Genomic DNA, 22,524 nt, shown 5'->3' with positions numbered 1-22,524 from the left:
CGAGATCAGAAAGAGTATCCTCGCCATGGCAAAAGTGTCAATCTAAGTTGACGTAAATATTTATTTACATCTTATGCCGGGCCCGCCATTCTCTGGATGCCCGCTCGCGTGTCGGTCGCAATCACCCCGTCCGCACCTGGCGTCGCGCAGGCTCTGGGTTGACAGGGGGGCGTTCCAGCGCGAGCAGATGGGCAGGATATTCATCGACGCCGACAGCCACTATTGTGAGCAAACGACCCTGAGGTCCGACGGACCGGCTGGAGGGGTAAAGCTTGCCCGCCAGGGACAAGGAGAGTACCTAGCATCAAGTGATCGGTACGAACTGAACCGCATCATCCAGAGGACCGTGGCACCAATGACGGCCGAGAAACTGGCAATGCGGTATGAATTGGGGTTGGAGCATGATCGTCGCTACGACGCCGCTCTCGCCACATTCTGCGCCGAGGTTACACGCCCGGGGATACGGGCCTCCTCCCTGCGGGAGTTCATGCGGCGGGAGATATCCGCCGATCAGCCCGATATTGTTACAGTGCTTTTTGTCGAGGCCGCGGCGCGTCTGTTAGGACAGAAGTGGGTTGATGACAGTTGCGATTTCATCGATGTGACCATCGGCACCGCGCGTCTTCAGGAAATAATCAGGCTGCTTTCTTTTGAATTCAGAAGTCGGCGCTCCCGCGCCTGGACGCCTTTCGTAGTCATCACGACGCCAATGGGGGAGCAGCACACGCTGGCTCAACATATCCTGGCACTTCTGTTCGACACTATGGGCTGGACCAGCCAGGTCCTGGAAGGGAAAGACCCAAAGGGGGCAGAACTGCGTTCTGCGTTTAAGCGGGCGGACATGATCTGCATTGGTTGGAGCAATCAGCGCCTAAAGAAGGAATTCGAAGATATCGTTACCACCGCGAGGTCATTGGGGCCGGCTTCGCGAACGCCGATTGTCGCAGGCGGCGTCGCCGCCCTGGATTCCATTGATTTTCTTGTGGGTTTGGGGATTGACTGCGTATGTGACAGTGTTTATTCCGCTTCTAGGATATTAGAGAAGTTTCATGAACTGGAAGCGATCGGCCAACAGGCACAGGCATCTGGCCACAAGGTCTTTGCCCGTGCTGGCAGACCTGATTGGCTGATACGATGAAGCCCCATAACGGTAAGAACGCGATGCACGGTGCCGAAGTTGCAGTCAGCCTGCTGAAGTCGCTGGATGCCGATTCAATTGTGGCCTTGGTCGGCCTTGGTGCCGATATCGTTTTGTTGATCGATCAGGATCAGAAGATTGCCCGCATTCATTATACCGACCCGGAAATCGGTCGTTATGGTTTGGACAAGGCGATTGGGCAACGCCTACGGGACTTGGTGACCATCGAATCTGTTCCAAAGGTTGACGCGATGCTGGCCGGTCGTGACAGCGCGCGGCAGGCCAGGGGATATCAGATCAACCATAGTTGCGATGGCCGGCCCGACCTGCCGGTTCTCTACTCCATCTTCTCCGCACAAGGATTTGCCTATACGCTCGTCATTGGTCGGGAGTTGCGCCAGCAGATGCTGGACCAGCAGCGTCTGGTCGAAACGCAGATGGAATTGGAAGCCGACTATCGGGAACTTCAGGAGGCCGAGGCGCGGTATCGGACAGCCTTCCGCATTTCCAGCATCGCGCATGTCATGCTGGACGGGGAGCGCAAGACGGTTCTCGATGCCAATGCCGCCGCACTAAGCCTGATCGGTGGCGGCGCTGCGGGCATTGTCGGCAAGCCGTTCCGCGACCTTTTCCGCAAGCAGGACCGGGAAATATTGGGGGATGCGATCGGCGAGGCGCGGCACAGCGCAGCACCCGTTCGGCTGGACACGCTCAAAACGGTAAAGGGTGACGCCATTTCGCTCAGCCTGCGATCCTATCGGGAGAACGGCGTCACGAACCTGATCATTTCTGCCTGGCAGACCGGGGACGCGGCGGAAGCGGGTTCCACACAGGTGGAAAAGCGCAACGAGCGTCAGGTCGACCTCGCCGATGTGCCGGAACCAGCGGTTCAGACAAACGATCAAGGGCAGATCGTGGCCGCCAATACCTTGTTCCTCGACTTGGCGCAGGCCCCCTCCTTGTCGCAGGTGGTCGGTCGCAGCCTGGGGACTTGGTTCTCCAAAACCTCGCTTGATCTGCACGTCTTCTACTCGCGTCTGGCGGAAGAGCAGGTGGTGCGGGGCTTTACGACCACCTTGACGGATAATCTCTCCGGCGACCGGCCTGTGCTGATGTCCGCCCGTCGCAATCCTGAATCTGGCCTGACCCAGGTGATCGTGGTTCCGCAGCCTGTCAGCATCGACAGGCGAACCATTCCGGCTCCGGGCTCACCCGATCAGGCCGACGGGTTCGCCAATCTGGTGGGCCGTGTGCCGCTGAAGGATCTCGTCCGCGAGTCGTTGGAAGTGATCGAAAAAATCTGTATTGAGGCGGCGCTGGACCAGACCAACAATAACCGCGCTTCCGCAGCAGAGATGCTGGGCCTTTCGCGTCAGAGCCTCTATATCAAGCTGCGCCGACACGGCCTGGAAGATTACCGTCCCTCGAACTGACGGTTCCCATGATCCGCCCAGGGTGATCAACAGATCGTGCGCAGGGTACGCGGCGAGAAGGTTCGCCGTGAGTGCGAGTGTCAATCGAAATACTGTCAATTCAGATTGACACTTGTGCTGGGGCGGGCATAGCATCGCCTCATGGAAATCACCCAGACAGATCAACAAAGGCGTGATTGGCCGGGCCCCGCTGCGGTGCTCGCGCTTCTGAAGCCCATTACCTGGTTTCCTCCCATGTGGGCCTATGCCTGCGGTGCTGTGTCGTCGGGCCAGTCACTGGGCACTGCCGCTCTCAATGCCGCCCTTGGCATCCTGTTGGCCGGCCCGTTGCTCTGCGGCACCAGCCAAGCCGTCAATGACTGGTTCGATCGCCATGTTGACGCCATCAACGAGCCGGATCGTGTCATCCCTTCTGGTCGGATGCCTGGCCGTTGGGGGCTTTATATCGCCCTTCTGATGTCGATGCTGTCGGCCGCTGTCGCGGCATTGCTGGGACCGCTGGTCTTTGTGGCGGCATTGGCGGGTTTGGCGCTGGCCTGGGGATACAGCGCGCCCCCCTTCCGCTTCAAGCAGAATGGTTGGATTGGCAACGGCGCTGTCGGGCTGAGTTATGAAACACTGCCCTGGATCACGGCGGCAACGGCGATGACGGGGCTGATGCCTGATACAAATGTCCTATTGGTTGCCGCGCTCTATGGCGTCGGCGCGCACGGTATCCTGACGCTGAACGACTTTAAGTCGATCCGGGGCGACCGGGAAATGAATATCTCCACACTGCCGGTCCTGCACGGCGCACCGGCGGCAGCGCGGATTGCCTGTATCGTCATGGCACTGCCGCAACTGGCCGTGGTTGGGCTTCTGGCCTCATTGACCCTGCCGTTTCATGCGGCGGGGGTCGCCCTTGTGCTGACGATCCAGTTGGCCTGCATGCGCCGTTTCCTCAGTGATCCGGTCGGTCGGGCTGTCTGGTATTCATCCGTCGGCGTCGGTCTTTATGTTACGGGCATGATGGTCGCCGCCTTTGGCCTGCGCACCGCCGCGCTCACCAACTCTCTTGGTTGAGGACAAGGTCATGAGCATGGATGCGCAGCCTGTTTCCCACCATGATGGTCGCCAGAAGGCCAGCGCAGGCGGAGGGCTCGGGTGGTTCGACATTCTGCGCCTGGGGCTGGTGCAGGCTGCACTGGGCGCGATTGTGGTTCTGACCAACTCCACCTTGAACCGCGTGATGATCGTCGAACTGGGGCTGGCCGCTGTTATTCCAGGTCTCCTGGTCGGGGTGCATTATGCGGTCCAGATCTCTCGGCCCGTGTGGGGACATCGGTCCGACACTGGCGGGTCACGAACAATCTGGATTTTGGCCGGTCTGGCGCTGCTGGCTTTTGCGGGCACGCTTGCCTCCGCCACGACGCTGATTTTCTCACAGAACCATGCCCTGGGCCTCGCGGTGGTGTTTGTGGCTTATGTCCTGATCGGGGTCGGGATCGGGGCCAGCGGAACCTCCCTGTTGGCGCTGATTGCCACGCGCACATCGCCGGAACGGCGGGCCACGGCTGCCACGATCACCTGGATGATGATGGTCATGGGCATCATCGTGACCTCCGTTGTTACCGGCATCGTGCTGGAGCCCTACACCCACCTGCGCCTTGTCGAAGTCACGGCGGCGACCGGCGTTGTCGCGTTCTGTATTGCCTGGCTGTCGGTACTGGGCATTGAACGCAAGCCGGCCGTTGCATCTGCCGGGGCAGCCAACGCGCCACCGGGGCGGTTCAGCGACAGCCTTCGGGAAGTTTGGCGGGACGGAGAGGCGCGCCTGTTCACGCTGTTCATTGCCATGTCGATGCTGGCTTATTCCACCCAGGACCTGATCCTGGAACCCTTTGCGGGCATCTTGTTCGGCATGACGCCGGGCCAATCCACGCAGCTGTCGGGTATGCAGCATGCCGGTGTTTTTGCAGGTATGGCGATCGTCGGGCTTGGTGGCTTCTTCTTCAGCCGCCGGGTGCCCGGCTTGGCCAGACTGTTCATCATCATCGGATGCCTTGGCTCCGCCGTGGCGCTGGCGCTGCTTTGTCTGGCGGCCACGGTCGCGCCGCATTGGCCGCTCAGCCCGCATATCTTTGCTCTGGGTTTTGCCAATGGCATGTTTGCCGTCGCGGCCATCGGCACGATGATGCAGCTGGCGACGCACGGCAGGACCGGCAATGCCGGCATGCGTATGGGTGTGTGGGGTGCGGCCCAGGCGATATCCTTTGGGCTTGGCGGCCTGTTGGGCAGTGTCGCGCTGGATATTGGTCGGGCGGTGACGGGCGATGATGGCAGCGCCTTTGGGACGGTTTTCGCTCTGGAGTCCCTGCTTTTTCTGGCCTCTGCGATTGTGGCGCTGCGGATCGGGCGTCAACGGAGGCCATCGGTAGCGCTGCGGTCCGGGCCAGCCTCCATCCAGGCGGCGGAGTAAGCGATGGACACGGCCCCGACCCACCCCGACCGGGCGGAAGGTCGCCCTGCATGGCCCGACTTGTATGATGTCGCTGTCATCGGCGGCGGTCCTAGTGGCACGATGGCGGCTGAAAGCCTTGTAAAGATGGGGCGCACGGTCCTGCTGGTTGACCCGGGTAACCGCATTAAGCCATGCGGCGGGGCGATCCCATCGCGGACCCTGTCGGATTTCGCCATACCCGAAGACATGCTGGTCGCCCGTGCGAACGCCGCACGGATCATCGCCCCGTCCGGTCGCGCGGTGGAGATGCGCATCGGTGCCATCGGTTTTGTCGGGATGGTGGACAGGGCCAGCTTCGATCCCTATCTGCGCGCCAGGGCCGAAAGGGCGGGTGCCCGGCTGTTCAAGGGCAAGCTGATCGCAATGGATGAACGTGCTGATCGCACGCTGCAACTGTCGTTGACCCCCGCCGATGCCGATCCCGCCTCCCCGCCGCTGACCCTGCACGCGCGGGTGGTTATCGGTGCCGATGGTGCCAATTCCACTGTGCGTCGCCTGATGTTCGCTGCGAACAAGCGTCCGCCCTATGTCTTCGCCTACCACGAGATTGTTGAAAGTCCGACAGAAGGCGAGGTCCCGGCCTTCACGCCGGACCGCTGCGACGTCATCTATGATGGCCGCATTTCGCCGGACTTCTATGGCTGGGTCTTTCCCCATGGCATCCACACCTCGGTTGGCTGCGGGTCGGGGATGAAAGGGCATGATCTGCGCGGCGCGACGAAGGATCTGCGGGAGGCAGCCGGGCTCGGCCCTTGCAGGGTGGTTCGTCGGGAAGGGGCACCATTGCCATTGAAGCCCATGCGGCGATGGGACAATGGACGAAATGTCCTACTGACCGGAGATGCCGCAGGCACGGTTGCCCCGGCCTCTGGCGAGGGGATTCATTATGCCATGCTCTGCGGCCGGCTCTGCGCCGACGCCGTCGATTCCTTCTTGAAAACGATGAAGCCGGCTGATTTGAAACAGGCACGGCGGCGCTTCATGCGCGCCCATGGCCGCGTGTTCTTCATCCTCGGCATCATGCAGGCCGTCTGGTATCGCAGTGACCGGTTCCGGGAAAAATTCGTTGCCATGTGTGCAGACCCGGATGTCCAGCGTCTGACATGGGAATCCTACCTGAACAAGGCGCTGGTACGGCGGGATCCTCTGGCCCATATCCGGGTGTTTTTCAAGGATCTCAAAGCATTGTTCGGCATTCGGGCGGGTGGGCATGACACTGTTGCTTGAAGGGCTCAATAATGGCTGGATCTGCCTCTTCGCCATTCTGGTGCTGTGGACGGAAACGTCGTTCCTTTGCTTAAGGTCGCGCGCGCCATTGCGGCGCTTTCGCGCTCTTTGCGCCAATGCCTGTTCAGGGACCTGTCTTCTCGCAGCCCTGGGACTGGCCCTTCGCGGACATGGCCCTATCTGGATACTGGTGCTGTTGGCAGCGTCACTTGTGGCGCATGCCATCGATATCGTCATGCGCGAACCAGATCACGAGGGGCTGTTCAACCGCAGGACTGAATAATTGAGGAACCCGGCAATCGTCACCCACACCAGATAGGGGAGGAAAAGCGCGGCCGCCAATTCCGAGATCGGCCAGGACGTGAGGATGAAGCCCAGGATCGACGCCCACAGGACCGCAATGTCGGCCAAGGCCAGACGCATCCGGCGCAATCCGAAGAACATCCATGACCACATGGCATTGACGACGATTTGAATGCCCCAGAACGCCATTGGCACAGACAAGCCCGACAGGGTCCAAACCTGCCAGCCGGCATAGGCCATTGCCGCGTACAGCAGCGTCCAGACCACCGGAAAGGCCCATTTTGGTGGCGTCCAGGCCGGTTTACGAAGGCTTTCGTACCATTCGCCCGGCTTGAAAATAGCCCCGCTGGATGCGGCTATCACGACGATAACGATAAAGACCAGTGCCGCCATGAAATCCTCCTCCAACCCGATGGGCAGTTGAGACACTAAACGAACAAACGCAATCCGCAATGATCCTGCCGGTCTATGCGGCGTCGCACAGCCAGACCCAACTGGCTGCTTCTGCTCAATCGATTGGAAAATTCAGGACTTCACCACAGGAGGTAAGCATGTCCAGAATCCTGACGCTCACCAGCGTCATTGCCCTGACCCTCTTGCCAACGATGGTCACTGCCCAGGAAGGCGACGCGACAGCCGGCAAGCTGGTCTTCAACAAATGTATGGCCTGCCATAATGCCGACAATGACCAACCCAAGGTTGGCCCGTCATTGTTGGGCCTGTTCGGCCGGCAACCGGGAACGGTCGCGGGTTACACATATTCCAAATCAATGGTGGATTTTGGGGTGGGCAAAATCTGGGACGAGACGCTGTTGAAGGCCTATCTCCCCAACCCTAAAACCCTTGTGACCGGCACCAAGATGGCCTTTCCTGGTCTGAAAACAGACAAGGAAATCATCGACGTAATCGCCTATCTGAAACAGTTCAGCCCTCATAAGTGAGAATGGTCTGGTGCCGGTTTGTTCACCAGCCGGCACCAAAATCTGAAAAAGTGTAAATAAAAGTTTACACTCCAGCCGGTTTCCCTGACTATCAATCTTGACACGCCCCGCCGGAAAGGCAAAGGGCACCCATACAGAATGACGGCAGGGATCACCTGCGGGCGCATGTTCATGCGCGGGAGGATACGCAATGGGGCAGTTATCCGTATCGTCACAGACACCACTGCTGGATCGCATCCGGGAGCCATCGAACCTTCGGACCCTGTCGGATGACGACCTGATACAGCTTGCCGGCGAGCTTCGGTCGGAAACGCTGTCTATCGTCTCTGAAACCGGCGGACATCTGGGATCCAGTCTCGGGGTGGTGGAACTGACCGTCGCGTTGCATGCTGTCTTCGACACGCCGCACGACAAGCTGATCTGGGATGTGGGTCATCAATGCTACCCCCATAAGGTGCTGACCGGTCGGCGTGCCGCGATGCGTAAGCTGCGAAAAAAAGGCGGGCCGTCGGGATTCACGCGACGCGCCGAAAGCAGCCATGATCCGTTTGGCGCCGCACACTCCTCCACATCCATTTCTGCCGGATTGGGCTTTGCCGCTGCGCGGGAACTGGGTGCCGATGTGGGCGACGTGATCTGCGTCATCGGTGATGGTGCCCTCTCCGCCGGCATGGCATTCGAAGCGATCAACAATGCCGGCGCGCTTGGTCACCGCCTCTTTGTCATCCTCAATGACAATGCCATGTCCATCTCGCCGCCGACGGGTGCCCTGGCATCTCATCTGGACCGCCTCGCCGGGCCATCGCGTGCCGGCGCGGGAGACATGACACCCACAGGCCTGACCAGCCTGTTTGAACAGATGGGCTTCACCTATCACGGCCCCGTGGATGGGCATGACATGAAGGGACTGCTCAACACCCTGCGCCATCTGAAACGTGACGCCAACGGCCCGGTCCTTCTGCACGCACTGACCCGAAAAGGGGCGGGCTATGTCCATGCCGAAAAGGCCGAAGACAAACTGCATGGTGTTTCCCCTTTCGATATCGCTACGGGGGTACAGGCAAAATCGCCCAGCAGAGCACCCAGCTTCACCAAGGTTTTTGCCAACGCGCTGATTGCCGAGGCTGAGAATGACGGCCGTATCGTTGGCATCACGGCAGCCATGGCCGCAGGAACGGGCATTGATCTCTTCACCCGCGCCTTTCCCGACCGTGCCTTCGATGTCGGTATCGCGGAACAGCATGCAGTGACCTTTGCCGCCGGTTTGGCGGCCAGCGGAATGCGGCCCTTCTGTGCGATCTACTCCACATTCCTGCAGCGGGCATACGACCAGATCGTCCACGATGTGGCCCTGCAAAGACTGCCCGTGCGTTTCGCTATCGACAGGGCCGGCCTTGTCGGTGCCGATGGCCCCACCCATGCCGGTGCCTTTGATATCGGGTATCTTGCGAACCTTCCGGGCTTCACTGTAATGGCCGCCAGCGACGAGGCGGAACTTGTCCATATGGTGGCGACAGCCGCAGCCCACGATAGCGGGCCGATTGCGTTCCGGTATCCACGCGGTGAGGGTTCTGGCACACCACTTCCCGCACGCGGAACGGTCCTGCCGATCGGTCGGGGGCGCGTGGTCGAAGACGGATCAACCGTCGCCCTTCTGTCTTTCGGCACGCGACTGGGGCAATGTCTGGCGGCGCGTGAGGCGCTGGCCTGCCGGGGTATCTCGGTCACCGTGGCGGATGCGCGTTTCGCGAAACCCCTGGACACCGCGCTTATCGAAGAGCTGGTGTCGCGTCATCGTCTCCTGATCACGATTGAGGAGGGGGCCACGGGTGGATTTGGGGCGCTCGTCCTCCATCACCTGGCGGCTAGCGGGATGCTGGACGGCCGGTGCGGGATACGAACCATGACGCTGCCAGACAGCTTCATGGGACACGCATCACCAGAAGAAATGTACCGGATGGCCAATCTGAACGCCGAGCATATTGAACGGCTGGTCATCAGCGCACTCGACATTCGCGACCAGGCGCGTGCATCCCCCCTGCCCTATTCCGGCAGAGAAGGGCAAGTATCGGATGTTCGCGGCATTGCAGCGGAATGACAAGCACAAACCAGCACAATGATCAGGGTCAAATCACAGCTGAAAAAAATTGCAGAATCGTAGGGATGGGGTAATCTCGCGCCATGAGGAAGCCATACTTCCCAGGCCAAGCACCGAGGGGGGGACATGGCCAGCAAGGACGATAAGGGGCCAAGCGGGTTGCCAAACGCCGCAAGGCATCCACAATCGCGACAGATGAAATCGGCGTCAGGGGAACCCCATCTGGGGATCAACGATCACAGCATTCTTGAGCGCGCGATCAGGGGTTCTGTGTCGAACATCGTCGGTGCCAGCCACCCGGAGAACGTATCCAATCACCATAGCCTGGATTCGGGTGGTGGTGAGGATTTGATGCTCTACCCGGAAAATCACCCCCTCGCCCGTCAGATGCCCGGGGTGGAACAGGCCATCGGCTATCGCGATAGTCTGCTGAACTGTCTGATCGACCCGGACCCGCGCAAGCACCGGGGTGTCATTGAGGAACTGGTCCGCTCCGCCATTCCTGTCAGAACGCTGGCCGTGCATCTGTTCGCACCTGTCGCAGCGCAACTTGGCCATCGCTGGTGTACTGACGAGACTGATTTCATGCAGGTGGCCGTCGCTTCGACGCGGTTGGGCATGATTGTGAATCACGTGTCCCACGCCGCAGCCACATCGACCTTAAATCCCGATACGCAGCGGCGTATCCTGCTGGCCCGCACCCATGGGGCGCAGCATACGCTCGGCGTTTCCATCGTGGCGTCCTGTTTCCGCGACATGGGCTGGGTGGTCGATGGCGGCAGCGACCTTGAGGTCGATGAGGGGCTGTACACGCGCCTTTCAAGTCAACCCTACGATCTGCTGGGGATTTCCGTCGGTCGTGTCGATGAGGCACGGGCCTGTTCGGAGGTGGTGCGGCGCGTCCATGCGACGCCGAAGAGTCGGCACATAAAGATTGCCATTGGCGGCCCCGCCGTCATTGCCGCCCCAATGGCCTTCAAACGCATCGGTGCCGATTTCGTCACCCGATCAACCTTGGACGTCATGCAACTCGCAAGTCATGCGTAAGAGCGATCTATCCCGCCGCGCCGCCTGAACCGCTCCGGGTTTGCCGGAGGCTCCAACTCTTGAGTAGGATGGAGCCATCATGAGCAAGACGACGAACAAGTTTTCCCCTGAGGTGCGCGAACGCGCGGTGCGGCTGGTTCTGGACAATGAGGGCCAGCATGGCTCACGTTGGCAGGCCATCCTGTCGATTGCGGCCAAGATCGGCTGTTCAGCCCCCACCCTGAACGATTGGGTCAAGAAGGCCGAGGTGGACAGCGGCCGGCGTGCCGGCATCCCGACGGAGATGGCCGAGCGGATGAAGGCGCTTGAGCGGGAGAACCGTGAGTTGCGCCAGGCGAACGAAATCCTGCGCAAGGCGTCGGCGTATTTTGCGATGGCGGAGCTCGACCGCCGGTCGAAATGATGGTGTCGTTCATCGATGCGCATCGCGATGCGCACGGGGTCGAGCCGATCTGCAGGGTTCTGCCGATCGCCCCATCTACATACTACAATCATCTGGCCGGGCGGTCCGATCCGGAACGGCTGTCGGACCGGGCGCGCCGGGATGCGGCGTTGCGACCGGAGATCCGCCGCGTGTTCGAGGAGAACTGGCGGGTCTATGGCGTGCGGAAGATCTGGCGGCAACTGGGGCGCGAGGGGTTCGATGTGGCCCGCTGCACGGTCGCCCGGCTGATGAAGGGCATGGGTATCCAGGGCATCATCCGTGGCAAGCCGCACAGGACGACGATACCCGACAAGAAAGCACCGTGCCCGCTGGACAAGGTGAACCGGCAGTTCCGGGCACCTGCGCCGAACAGGCTGTGGGTGTCGGATTTCACTTATGTCGCCACTTGGAAAGGGTTCGTCTATGTGGCTTTCGTCATCGACGCCTATGCCCGCAAGATCGTGGGCTGGCGCGTCAGCACCTCTGCGCAGGCAGGGTTCGTGCTCGACGCTTTGGAACAGGCCGTCCATGACCGCCGCCCCGCCAAGGCCATGGGCCTGGTTCACCATAGCGACCGCGGGTCTCAATATCTGTCCATCCGCTACACCGAGCGGCTGGCGGAAGCCGGTATCGAGCCTTCGGTCGGCAGCGTCGGAGACAGTTACGACAATGCACTGGCGGAGACGATCAACGGGCTGTTCAAGGCAGAGGTCATCCACCGTCGCGGTCCCTGGCGTGGCGTCGAGGCCGTGGAATATGCCACCCTGGAATGGGTCGACTGGTTCAACAACCGACGCCTGCTCGAGCCAATCGGAAACATCCCGCCTGCGGAAGCCGAAGCCAACTTCTACGCAGCGCTGGAAACTAAAGCCATGGCCGCATAACTATTAAATTCAAGCCTCCGGCAAACTCGGAGCGGTTCAATCCCCGATTCCAGTCAGAAAACGCAGCTCTAAGAATAGGAGTTTTATTTTAACGAAGCACGTCCGTTCGTGATTTTTATTGTAAAATCAACATCAATGTCATTCAAGAGCTGATGCGCTGCAATTATAACAGTTTTGTTCATACCCATTAGGGGGAGAATTTTCCAAAAACTCCGGCTCAATTCCAAGTCCAACGCGGATGTCGCCTCGTCCAGAAGCAGAATAGGCGATGCCTTTAAAAGGGCCCGCGCCAGAGCGAGGCGCTGGCGCTGCCCGCCGGAAAGGCTCAGGCCCGCCTCGCCAATTCGTGTCCCATACCCTTCGGGCAGGGTCATGATGAAATCGTGGAGCAGCGCCGACCGTGCAGCGGCATGAATGGCGGCTTCGTCAGCATCGGGACGCCCAGCCGCTATGTTGGCCCATATTGTGTCATCAAGGAGTTCGCATTCCTGGCTGACCAGGGTCACATGTTGTCGTAGCGAAGACAGGCTGATGTCGCGGATATCGATGCCGTCGATCATTATCGTGCCAGCGTCAGGATCGTGAAAGCGCGCGATAAGGTTCAACAGGGTCGATTTCCCCGCCCCCGACGGCCCAATCAGCGCCACCCGCGCGTGCCGAGGTATATCCAGGCTTACGTCTTGCAGAACACGGCGCCCGTCGGGATAGCTGAAACTGACATTATCGAAACGAATTGCCCCGCCCTGGTCCGGCAATGTCAGCGCACTGGATTTATCCCGAATTGCGGTCGACTGCTCCAAAAGTTCTTGAAGCCTGATCAGGGCCATGTCGGCATTACGGCGGGCAACGATGCCCGACGCTAACCTGCGCATGACCATGCTGATGGCAACGAAGCTGCCAGCGAAGGTGAGGAGCGTGCCAGCCTCGCCCGGACCGACCGTCGGACCCACGCCGCCAGCAAGGATGAGGGCTGCAAGGCCAACACCGGCTGTAATTTCCATCACCGGCGTCGCCATCGCGTGGACCTGTATCTCGGCGGCATAGCTGGCCGTCATGCGATCCATTGAGGTGCTGGCGTTTGCCATTTCACGCGCCTCCATCCGATAGGTCTTTACCTGCCGGATCCCTTGCAGCAACTGTCCCAGCCGTTCTGACTGGCGCACAATTTCTGTGTTCAAATCGCGTGAGTGCCGGGCAGCCCGCCGCGCCAACAGCCGGACAGGAATCGCCCCAACCCCAAGCCCTCCCAGGGTTAGCAGGCCCAAACGCCAATCAACCCACATCATCCAGCCGGCCAATGCCAGAATTGTTACACCGTCACGGGCCATGGCCCCCAAACCAGGTCCGATCATGTTCTGGACCAGCAAAGTATCACGCTGCACCTGCGTGACGAGGCCGGTTGTGACGCGGGTGCGAAGAAAGGCGATATCAGCCTCGATGAGCCGGGCAATAACTTGCTTCTGCAATCTCAACACTACGCGGGTGCCACAGATCGCCAGTGAAGATAACTGCCAGTAACCGCCTATCCCTCTTATGGCAGCGAAGGCAAGGGCACATCCCGAAAATGTCAGCGCAGAAAGGGAGTGCTGTGGCGAAAAAGCGCTATCAACGACACGTCGTAGCAACTCAGCCTGCGCCATGGTCCCGACCGAGACCAGAGCTGTTCCGATGACCCAAGACAGCATCCTCAGCCGAGAGTCCCGAACCATATCTACCAGAATACGCCACCATAGCCGCAAGGCCGAACGCTCAGCCATATCAGAAGGTCCGTTCCAGGCTGAATGACAGGTGGTCGCGGTCTGTCAGCCACTGCTCCCGCGGGGAGCCGATATAGCGGGTCAGCGTAAGGCTGGCCTTCCAGGTTGAATCGTAGGTTGCCGCGACACCGATCTGCATGTCGCCACCGCCGGCATTCTGCACCCGATAACTCAGGCTGCGGCCGGACAGATTATAGCCGATGCCCACGGGCAGCGTGATGTCGACATTCGGCAGAACCCGGAAGTAACGCGGCTCGACCAACAGGCGGATACGCGATGCCACATGGCGCCACGGTCGGTCGGTATCGACTGGATCATTATCAACCACATGATCGAAGGCAGCCTCGGCGCTGATGTCCGCGCTGTCCCACAAAGCAGTACGCCCAACCGCGCCGCTGATGGACATCTGGCCATGGGCGACGCTGCCCCGGACAAACCCGTTATAAGGTGCCGCAGCGTCGAGACGAAGGTTGATCGGCGGCAGCATAAGCGGCATGTTGCGCCGAAGGGACACCTCCCCCGCAAGCGTAGCCTCCGCGACCACAGTACTGATGCTTGCACCGTAAAGTCGCGCTCCGCCAGGATAGATCGCCCGGTAATAGCCCACGCCCCCCGTTAAAGCAGGGCTTTCCAACCGCATAAGATAATGCGGCTCCATTGAATTGAACCGCAGGGCATAAAGCCCATAATCAATATCGCCATTATTTACATGCATCGCCAAGCCGAATTGCCCGCGCGCTGAATGACCCAGATCAGAACGACGGGCCAGGTATCGATCAGGCGTCAGCAAGAAACGATCGCCCCCACTGCCCAGATGATCAAGGTAGCTGAAATAGCTGCCGCTGGCGGGAAGCACAGTTGGTCGCCATTCGAACTGCTGGTAGGCAGATATCGCCAGGTCAGCGCTGGGTTGGATCGTCGCCACCGCTTGCGCAACGGGTCGATAAAGATCATTTCGATAGGTTCCAGGCGCGGTGATCGCCCTTGTGTAATCAACAGGTGCCTGTGCGGACGCGATGGACTGCGGGTCATGAAACAGTGCTTCACCCCAGGCCAACGTCTGTCGACCCATACGCAGCGTGATCGGCATTTCCCCCAGATTGAACCCACCTCGTAAAAACGCGTCTCGCAATTCGAGGTCGCGTCCGTGCCGACGGCGGGTCGCGGCGGGGAACTGCCCTGGTGCAGTCGAACTACTATTACCGTTCGCGCCAGATCCGGCATCCGTTTTACGTCGATAGACGGCATCGTACCAACCGGCGACACTGACGCGGGCCCCCCATTCATGAAGATCAATATCCAGACCGGTCATCAGATCCAGCCGGTTTGACACCATTCCGGGAGCGAAGTTGCGGTCCCCGTCACCCCAGTTAAGTGGCGCCGTTAATGCGGGATCACGGTCCACCACCCGCCCAGCCGCCGTGTAACGGACCGTGTTGTTCAGTCGAAGTGACGGACCACCGTCGATTTGTATTTCAGTGGCATGAGCCTTGTCGTCATATGAAACGGACAGCATGAAGATTATAATCGATAAGGCCGAAAATACCGCGTATTGACGGCGCGCATTTATCCCTTGTATCGCCATGCGCTGTGGGTAATGATCTTTGTACCCGCTGCTCCGCCCAAAAGTGGGCACTGTCGGATCGGGACTGACCCTATCTTTGTCACTCCCTGACATCATCCCCATGCCGGCCGCAGGGCCGCAACCTCTACGCCCGGAATGAAGCGCCAGATCCTTACTCCCTTCATTGTTATGATTGCCATTCTGTCGCGCCAGCCCGCCATCGCACAGGTGTCGGAACAGGAGGCCGCGCAACTGACTGGCCGTCTGACGCCAATGGGCGCTGAGCGCGCGGGAAATATCGATGGCAGTATCCCCGCATGGACAGGAGGTTTGGTCGATCCGACGTCCGCGCCGTTGCAAGGCCCTCGGCCTGACCGGTTTGCCGGGGAAAAGCCCCTGTTTGCCATCACCGCAGAGAACTGGAGCGCGCATGCGGACCGCTTGCCCGAGGGGGCCAAGCAGCTGTTCCAAACGCGACCTGACTACAGAATGGACATCTATCCCACGCATCGCACCGCAGCGGCCCCGGGATGGGTGTACGAAAACATCTTCCGCAACGCCACGCGCGCCCGGCCAGCCGTCGAGGGAATTCGTTATGGGGTCGAGGGCGCTGTTGGCGGCATCCCCTTCCCCATTCCGAAGGATGGATATCAGGCCGTATGGAATCATCTTCTGGCTTTCTGGGGAGCGGCACGCGAACTTACGGTTGGCACCTACGTCGTTCCAGCGGACGGCGCACCGGAACTGACCGGCGCTTATCGGGAGATTGCCGATTTCCCCTATTACGATCAGTCCATGACGCCGGAAAAGCTGGGCGGCTATTACTTCAAAACCATTCGCATCGCCACTGCACCGGCCAATCGTCTGGGTGAAGGCTATCTCTACTGGCAGTCGTTGAATATCAAACGCCACGACCTTACCGCATGGCGGCTGCTGCCCGGCGAACAGCGTGTTCGCAAGGCCCCGCCAATTTCCTACGACGTCCCCGATCCGAATGCCGCCGGGTACATGAACCAGAACGAATATTACATGTTCTTCGGCGGCATGGACCATTACAGTTTCAGACTGTTGGGTAAGAAGGAGATGTACGTCCCATACAACAATAACCGATTGTACCAGATGCCGGTGGCAAAGGTACTCGGCAAGACCCACCCCTCCCCCGACGCCCTTAGGTATGAGCTGCATCGCGTCTGGGTTGTAGAGGGTACGATCGCGCCGGGCGCGCACGATGTGGTTTCGCGGCGCATGCTGTATCTGGACGAAGACACCTGGATGGCGGTCTACGCGGACAGCTGGGATGAGAATGGCAAGCTGTGGAAGTTTGGACATGCCACGATGTATCTGATGCCAGATGTGCCTGCCGTCGTAATCGGCAGCCAGTTCGTGCATGATTTCGAACTGGGCGGCTATGCTTTCACATTTGCCTTCAATGATGAGCCCATCCATTACAAGCTGACCGCCCCGCATCCAGCATCCCTGTTCAGCCCTAACGCCCTGCCTGCCCAGGTCGGGCGCTGATATCGCAATCCTTGGTGTGTAGGCGGACCATCAGGCCGTTAGACCCACATAGGCCATGCTGGCCAGTTTCTGCATGACGGCCGCCGACATTTCTCCCGCCATCACCATGCTCAGCCGGTCGTCCTGCCAGATGCATATCCGTAGATCAGCCTGCTTGAACTGATCGAAGCGAACGGTGCCATCGGAACTGCGCAGATAGATGGTGAACAAGCCACCTCGGCTGTCGCGATAGGCGATGGTGGCGGCATCGTCCTCAATGCCGACACCTGCCAACTGGTAGCCGGCACGCGACAGGTCAGGCACCTTGACCTTGGCATCCACAATGCGGCTCAGAGCGTCATTGTAACGCCCCATATCCTCAGCCAACGCCAGGGTCCGGGACCGTGCATCCAACGCTTCACTGACAACGTCATTGCCCGGCATCCGGGTAACCAGACCCACCCCTGTCACCAGCAGCGCCAGCATGGCCGCGACGGCACCATAGATCCGCCAGCGCCCAACCGGACGCACGACCGCACCATCTGATGCGCCGTGCCCGAGTGCCAGTTCGACAAGGTGCTGTGGCACCGGTCGGTTGACCAAGGGACCATACAGGCGTTTCATAAAAATCTTATCTGCCTGATAAGCAGCGACAATGTCAGCCAATGCAGGATCGGCCTTGATCGCTGTCTCCACCACGTGGGCGCGGTCGGCGGTAAGCTCGCCGTCAATGAAGGCGTGCACTTCCTCCTCCGTCACCGTCTGATCAATGTGGGGATGCTTGCTCACTTGCTGTCTTTCGATCCGCTGGGGAAAGGCGTTACCACCCTGTCCCGTTCTTGCATCACTGTACGCAATCGCTCGCGGGCCCGCGCCAGTCGCGACATGACGGTGCCCATGGGTATCTTCAATTCTTCCGCAATCTCGCGGTAACTCAACTCTTCCACGCTGACCAGCAGCAGAATCTCGCGATGCTCCGGGGCCAGTTGCGACAGGGCGACCGCGAAATCCCGCGCCGCATCTGTGTCCACCGGGTCGGCGCTCAACTCCACACTATCAACCAGCGCCGTGATGTCCTGCTCGGTCCCCCGTGTTCGACCCTTTCTGATCTCATCCAGGTAGAGATTGCGCAAAATACGGCGGAGCCAAGCTGACAGGCTATGCTGATCGCGCAATTGCGCTGATTGCCTCAACGCGCGCTCAATACAGTCCTGAACCAGATCGTCGGCCAGCGTAAAGTTTCCCGCCAACCCAACGGCATAGCGGCGCAACGCCGGCAGGTGCGTGACAAGCGCATTCACAAACTGCTGTGGACGTGTCACGGCGCCAAATTCCCCCGCCACGAACGGGCACGCCAAGCCCCGTTCCCGACGCCGTCCCGCACAGTCAGCATACATCCACCTTCGCCCGCTTTACAGGGCCATGCCCCGTGTTTGCCTTCGATCCCTAAGACGAGGTAGGGGGCTTCGATATTCCGCGGATAAACGAATAACGCGGAAAATAAAGTTCACGCAGCATGGAATAACACCACCCCTGCCTCCGTCAAATGACGTGACATCATCAGGTGGAGCCCTTCATGTCCCGTCGTTCCAAGTCTTTGACGATCATTGCCGCTTTGATCGGAAGCCTGCTACCGGCCCAAATGGCAATGGCCGCAGGCGACGCCACCAACGGCGCCCAGGTCTTCAAGAAGTGCGCGGCCTGCCATTCCACGGATGCGGGCGTCAACAAGGTTGGCCCCAGCCTAGCTGGCGTGATTGGACGGGCCGCCGGCGGCGTCGCTGGATATGCCTATTCCCCAGCAGTAAAGGCTGCGGCCGCTAAGGGGCTGGTCTGGACTGAGGAGACACTGACCGCCTACCTGGAAAATCCCCGAAAGTATCTGTCGGAGAAGTCGGGAGACGCCTCCCTGTCGAACAAGATGCCATTTGCCCTGGCGGATATGCAGCAACGGGCCGACGTTGCCGCCTACCTGAAATCCCTGGTGACCCCATGACTTGGTCACGGCTGTTCCTCCTGTCACTGATGATGGCGTTGGCGGGTGGAGCTATGGCTCAAAGCCCCGCCATGTCACCTGATCCGGCGGCCCTCCGTGCCGAAATGGCGCGGGTCCACGCGGGTAAGGTCGACGAGGCGTCCATGCTGCGTATCGACGCAGATATCGCTGCCCTGCACGCTACACACCCAGATGTGACAGGACTGACCGAACAGCCCCCGGTACCGCCGCCCGCGCGTCACGCAACGGAGACCTGGAACTGGCTTTCCAAGGTCGAGGCCAAGGCCGCGGATACCTCTCAGGTTGCTGCCATTCCGCCGCAACCCAACGACCGAAGCTTCGTCGGACAAGAAACCTGCACCACCTGCCACCAGCAGGAGGCAGTGAACTGGGCCCACACAGTCCACGCGAAAGTGTTCGGCCAGAATCCTCGCAATGATCAGCAGGCCCAGAACTGCGAAGCCTGCCATGGCCCCGGTTCCGCCCATGTCGAAGACCCTTCCGATCTGACCAAAATCATTGCCTTCTCCAAGAAGAGCAAGACGCCGCTGGCCCAGCAGAACGGTCAATGTCTGACCTGCCATCAGGGCGGTCAGCGCATCTTCTGGCATTCCAGTATCCATGATAGCAACCAGGTTGGTTGCGCCGACTGTCATAACCCGATGACGAACTACGGTTCGCGCGGGTTGACGGCACGGGAAAGCATCAATGAGACCTGCTTCCAGTGCCACAAGGCCCAGCATGCAGAATTCCAACGCCGGTCGCACATGCCGCTGCTGGAGGGCAAGCTTAGCTGCACGGACTGCCATAATCCTCATGGGTCAAGCACAGCACCCTTGTTGAAGGCCGACAGCGTCAACGAGATCTGCCTTACCTGTCATGCCGAGAAGCGTGGACCTTTCCTGTTTGAGCATGCCCCGGTCAGGGACAGCTGCCTCAACTGCCACTCGCCGCATGGCTCTAACTTTGAAAGCCTGCTGACAGCCCCCCGCCCGGTCTTGTGTCAGCAGTGCCATTCCCAAGCAAGTCACCCTGGCGCTTTGCTGACGGTCGGCAACATGGCGCAGGGCGCCATGCCCGATCCGAGGCTGATTGCCACCAGCTGTTCGACCTGCCATGTCAATGTGCATGGCTCGAACTCCCCCTCCGGCGGACGGTTCGAACGATGAGAATGGATCACAAGCACCTTACCGGTTGGCTGCTGACGACGGTGGCCGTAGTAGAGATCATGACCCCGGCGGCCTGGGCCGATAGCGCAGCCACCGGCTATGGCGGTCCCGGCAATGTGATGAACCCACATGGGCAGGTGATGGATCGTGCTCGCGATCCGGCAGGGCTCTCGGTCCTGGACGACATCACGCGCACGCCCACCGGGCTGCTTTACCCGGTTCCCTATCTGACACCGGAAATGCGGCAGAGCGAGGCTGACGCCGACTGGCTACTGTTGCGCTGGGCCGAGGGTGGGGTGATCGGCACCTTCGGCAAGGGGGACGGGTCGGCCGCACTGAAGGAGTATGGAGCCTGGAACAGCGGCCCCGTCCTTTCCAATATCGGCTTCGTGGCAGAAAACCGTAAAACGGCGCTGTACGTCTCTGCTTTGGGCCAGAATGCCGGGCGGGACGATCAGTATTATCAGCTACGCGTCGGCCGGTATGGCGTGTTCGATACGCTTTGGTATTTCGATAGCATCCCTCACACCTATACAACCCGGGCACGGTCGCTCTGGAACGGTTCCGGCAGCGACCGTCTGACGTTACGGGCCGGCCTTACGCCCGGGAATTCGACGGTAGCGCAGGTCAACGCCGTAGCCGGTATGGTGGCACCGGAAAGCCTGCGTATTGTGCGGGAAAAAGCCGGTAATGCCCTGACCTTCACGGTCGATGAACATACGGAGCTCTATGCCAGAACATCGGTCGAACTGCGCAATGGCACACAGCCATTCAGCGCCACGTTCGGCTACCCGTTCCAGAACGGTGCCACGCAGATCATCCAACCTATAGATTATCAGACGTTCGACGCTACGGCGGGTCTGCGTTACCGGAAAGATCGTTTCAACGCCAATCTTGCCTATACCGGATCATTCTTCCGCAATGAATACCGGTCCCTCACTTGGCAGAACCCAGGTCTGAATTCGATCAACGCGCCAGGCATGTATGTTCCGAAGGAAGGCCAACTCAGCCTGCCGCCGGACAATAGCGCTCACAATATCAAAGCAGACATGGCGCTTCAGCTGTCCACCACCTCGCGGCTGACCGCCAGCCTGTCCTACAGCATGCAACGGCAGGACGATGCGCTGATCGCACCGACGGTTGGCACTGGCATTATCGTTGCCGGCGGAGACACCATCAATCTGGACCGGTGGAACAGTACAGCTGCCCTCAGCCGGACCAGCGCGAACGCCGCTATCAATATCCTGAACGGCTTGGTCCAATACCATTACACCGCCTCCCCCAAGCTGGGCTTGTCACTGGAGGCACGGATACGGGGTGAGGAGAACAAGACCAACTATGTTGCGCTCAACCCGTTGAATGGTCTTTATGGTTATGTAGCGCTTGATGGCGGCCTTGGCCCCTTCATTCCGCCGTTGAGTGGGATATACCGACCGAACCAGCCCGGCAGCCGCGTCCAGATCCGTAACATGCCGTTTGCCAATGACCGCGTAACCATAAAGGCCAAGGCGGATTATCGGCTGGACAACCGTTGGAAGCTCGACCTCTCCTATACCCAGGACAATGTCGATCATTCGGTACGCGAGGTGAAGGATAGCCGCGACCATATTGGTCGGCTGCAATTGTCCAGCACTGGTTTCGAATGGGGCACGGTACGCCTTAGCTACGAGGCCGCACGCCGTAAGGGCAGCGACTACATGTCCAATCCCTACGGCCCCTATTATAGTTCGTCCCTGCCGGGCTACATCCCGGCAAGCACGGCAGGCGATCCGGCCTTTGCTCTGTCGGATCTGCGCAAGTTTGATATTGCCGACCGCACACAGCACGCCCTGCGCTGGCAGGCCAACTATATCGTGACCCCACGCAGCGACCTGCAGGTCACGGGCAGTCTGAAGCTGAACGACTATGACGCCGATTATGGCCTGCGTTCCACCAAGGCCGCAGATGGTACGATCTCGTATGGCTATCAGGCTTCGGCCGCTACGCGGTTTTCAGGCTTTCTGACGGTGCAGACCCAGGACCGTGACATCGCCAATATCAACGCCTCTGGTACAGGTGTTGATGGCAGGGCTGGCGGCGCAGCCTATCCGTTGTCCCATGGCTGGACGGAAACGGTGGGGTCGAACATCTATACCGTTGGCCTGAACGCACAGCACAGCTGGGGCAATTTCATGCTGAGCGGGGATTATGCCTATGCGCATGCCCGTACCGCCATGAACTATACATTCGCGGGCACCGACGCATTCTTTAACGTCATCTCGGCGGCGCAAGCGGGAAGCGGCTTTCCAGCCATTACCTATGACAGCCACATCCTGCGCACCGAGTTGCGGCATCAACTGACGGAAACCATCTCCTATCGCCTGTTCCACCGCTTCGCCCGAGAGCGGGTTGTTGATTTCCACTATACCGGCCTGACGGCGGGCGCTGTGGGCGACAACACCTATCTCGGTATGCTGCCAGAGAACTTCACCGCCCATACGGTCGGGCTGCTGGTCCAATATGCGTTCTGACCGGTCCGTATTAAACGATTGGATCGCAGGTGCATC

Annotated in this window: 19 protein-coding genes and 1 other annotated feature; of the genes, 14 read left to right on the top strand and 5 right to left on the bottom strand. The window is 59.9% G+C overall.

Translation table 11 applies throughout. The features are described from left to right. Nucleotides 1–355: 355 nt before the first annotated feature. From ABC729_RS17865 to ABC729_RS17840, 6 genes are all read left to right on the top strand, one after another. The gene (locus tag ABC729_RS17865) at nt 356–1,138 is read left to right on the top strand and encodes a cobalamin-binding protein (protein WP_495608959.1); all 783 of its coding nucleotides are present in this window, start codon (nt 356–358) and stop codon (nt 1,136–1,138) included. Beyond that, the gene (gene ppsR / locus ABC729_RS17860; protein ID WP_495608958.1) at nt 1,135–2,571 is read left to right on the top strand and encodes a transcriptional regulator PpsR; all 1,437 of its coding nucleotides are present in this window, start codon (nt 1,135–1,137) and stop codon (nt 2,569–2,571) included. Before ABC729_RS17865 ends, ppsR begins: the two co-directional genes overlap by 4 nt. 141 nt (nt 2,572–2,712) lie before the next feature. Next, nucleotides 2,713–3,633, top strand: a complete 921-nt coding sequence (gene chlG / locus ABC729_RS17855; RefSeq protein ID WP_495608957.1) for a chlorophyll synthase ChlG — start codon at nt 2,713–2,715, stop codon at nt 3,631–3,633. Nucleotides 3,634–3,643: 10 nt separating this feature from the next. Beyond that, on the top strand, nt 3,644–5,029 hold the full coding sequence (locus ABC729_RS17850) for a BCD family MFS transporter (protein ID WP_495608956.1): 1,386 nt from the start codon (nt 3,644–3,646) through the stop codon (nt 5,027–5,029). Nucleotides 5,030–5,032: 3 nt separating this feature from the next. Further along, on the top strand, nt 5,033–6,298 hold the full coding sequence (locus ABC729_RS17845) for a geranylgeranyl diphosphate reductase (RefSeq protein WP_495608955.1): 1,266 nt from the start codon (nt 5,033–5,035) through the stop codon (nt 6,296–6,298). Beyond that, entirely contained in the window at nt 6,282–6,581 is a 300-nt protein-coding gene (locus tag ABC729_RS17840; RefSeq protein ID WP_495608954.1) for a hypothetical protein, read from the top strand. Before ABC729_RS17845 ends, ABC729_RS17840 begins: the two co-directional genes overlap by 17 nt. Here the strand turns inward: ABC729_RS17840 and ABC729_RS17835 are convergent. After that, nucleotides 6,548–6,994 (bottom strand): TspO/MBR family protein, encoded by a 447-nt coding sequence (locus ABC729_RS17835; RefSeq protein ID WP_495608953.1) that lies wholly within the window; start codon nt 6,992–6,994, stop codon nt 6,548–6,550. The genes ABC729_RS17840 and ABC729_RS17835 overlap by 34 nt on opposite strands. Nucleotides 6,995–7,053: 59 nt before the next feature. Between ABC729_RS17835 and ABC729_RS17830 the strand changes: the two genes are divergently transcribed. The 4 genes from ABC729_RS17830 (at nt 7,054) to ABC729_RS17815 (ending at nt 11,995) form a co-directional block, all read left to right on the top strand. Further along, on the top strand, nt 7,054–7,542 hold the full coding sequence (locus ABC729_RS17830) for a c-type cytochrome (RefSeq protein WP_495608952.1): 489 nt from the start codon (nt 7,054–7,056) through the stop codon (nt 7,540–7,542). A 190-nt stretch (nt 7,543–7,732) separates the two neighbouring features. After that, entirely contained in the window at nt 7,733–9,640 is a 1,908-nt protein-coding gene (locus ABC729_RS17825) for a 1-deoxy-D-xylulose-5-phosphate synthase (protein ID WP_495608951.1), read from the top strand. Nucleotides 9,641–9,910: 270 nt separating this feature from the next. Beyond that, complete coding sequence (locus ABC729_RS17820; protein ID WP_495608950.1) at nt 9,911–10,687, top strand: cobalamin B12-binding domain-containing protein; 777 nt, start codon at nt 9,911–9,913, stop codon at nt 10,685–10,687. 79 nt (nt 10,688–10,766) lie between these two features. Further along, nucleotides 10,767–11,995, top strand: a protein-coding gene (locus ABC729_RS17815; RefSeq protein WP_495606774.1) for an IS3 family transposase whose coding sequence is annotated in 2 segments (ribosomal slippage) — nt 10,767–11,055 and nt 11,055–11,995 — 1,230 coding nt in all. Because the reading frame shifts where the segments join, the coding sequence is not laid out codon by codon here. Then, nucleotides 11,048–11,164 (top strand) — a sequence feature (AL1L pseudoknot). It overlaps the preceding gene by 117 nt. Before the next feature lie 83 nt (nt 11,996–12,078). Here ABC729_RS17815 and ABC729_RS17810 read toward each other — a convergent pair. Both ABC729_RS17810 and ABC729_RS17805 read right to left on the bottom strand, forming a co-directional pair. Beyond that, a complete protein-coding gene (locus ABC729_RS17810) occupies nt 12,079–13,752 on the bottom strand; it encodes an ABC transporter ATP-binding protein (protein ID WP_495608949.1) in 1,674 nt (557 codons plus the stop codon). A 1-nt stretch (nt 13,753) separates the two neighbouring features. Continuing rightward, nucleotides 13,754–15,268, bottom strand: coding sequence for a DUF1302 domain-containing protein (locus ABC729_RS17805; protein WP_495608948.1), 1,515 nt, complete (start codon nt 15,266–15,268; stop codon nt 13,754–13,756). Nucleotides 15,269–15,472: 204 nt separating this feature from the next. Between ABC729_RS17805 and ABC729_RS17800 the strand changes: the two genes are divergently transcribed. Next, nucleotides 15,473–16,834: a DUF1329 domain-containing protein gene (locus ABC729_RS17800; protein WP_495608947.1), complete on the top strand. Its 1,362-nt coding sequence runs from the start codon at nt 15,473–15,475 to the stop codon at nt 16,832–16,834. A gap of 30 nt (nt 16,835–16,864) precedes the next feature. Here the strand turns inward: ABC729_RS17800 and ABC729_RS17795 are convergent, their stop codons facing one another. Further along, entirely contained in the window at nt 16,865–17,602 is a 738-nt protein-coding gene (locus ABC729_RS17795) for an anti-sigma factor family protein (protein WP_495608946.1), read from the bottom strand. Further along, nucleotides 17,599–18,135, bottom strand: coding sequence for an RNA polymerase sigma factor (locus ABC729_RS17790; protein WP_495608945.1), 537 nt, complete (start codon nt 18,133–18,135; stop codon nt 17,599–17,601). Before ABC729_RS17790 ends, ABC729_RS17795 begins: the two co-directional genes overlap by 4 nt. Nucleotides 18,136–18,389: 254 nt before the next feature. On the opposite strand from ABC729_RS17790, the gene ABC729_RS17785 reads away from it, so the two are divergent. From ABC729_RS17785 to ABC729_RS17775, 3 genes are all read left to right on the top strand, one after another. After that, entirely contained in the window at nt 18,390–18,809 is a 420-nt protein-coding gene (locus ABC729_RS17785; protein WP_495608944.1) for a c-type cytochrome, read from the top strand. Between the two features lie 143 nt (nt 18,810–18,952). After that, the gene (locus ABC729_RS17780) at nt 18,953–19,978 is read left to right on the top strand and encodes a DmsE family decaheme c-type cytochrome (RefSeq protein WP_495608943.1); all 1,026 of its coding nucleotides are present in this window, start codon (nt 18,953–18,955) and stop codon (nt 19,976–19,978) included. Continuing rightward, nucleotides 19,975–22,488 (top strand): MtrB/PioB family decaheme-associated outer membrane protein, encoded by a 2,514-nt coding sequence (locus ABC729_RS17775; protein WP_495608942.1) that lies wholly within the window; start codon nt 19,975–19,977, stop codon nt 22,486–22,488. Before ABC729_RS17780 ends, ABC729_RS17775 begins: the two co-directional genes overlap by 4 nt. The last annotated feature ends 36 nt before the right edge of the window (nt 22,489–22,524 follow it).

This window comes from Niveispirillum sp. CC-CTL257 (genome assembly GCF_059489915.1).
Note: the sequence above shows the minus strand (reverse complement) of the source record. Positions and strands in the feature narration are given on the sequence as shown.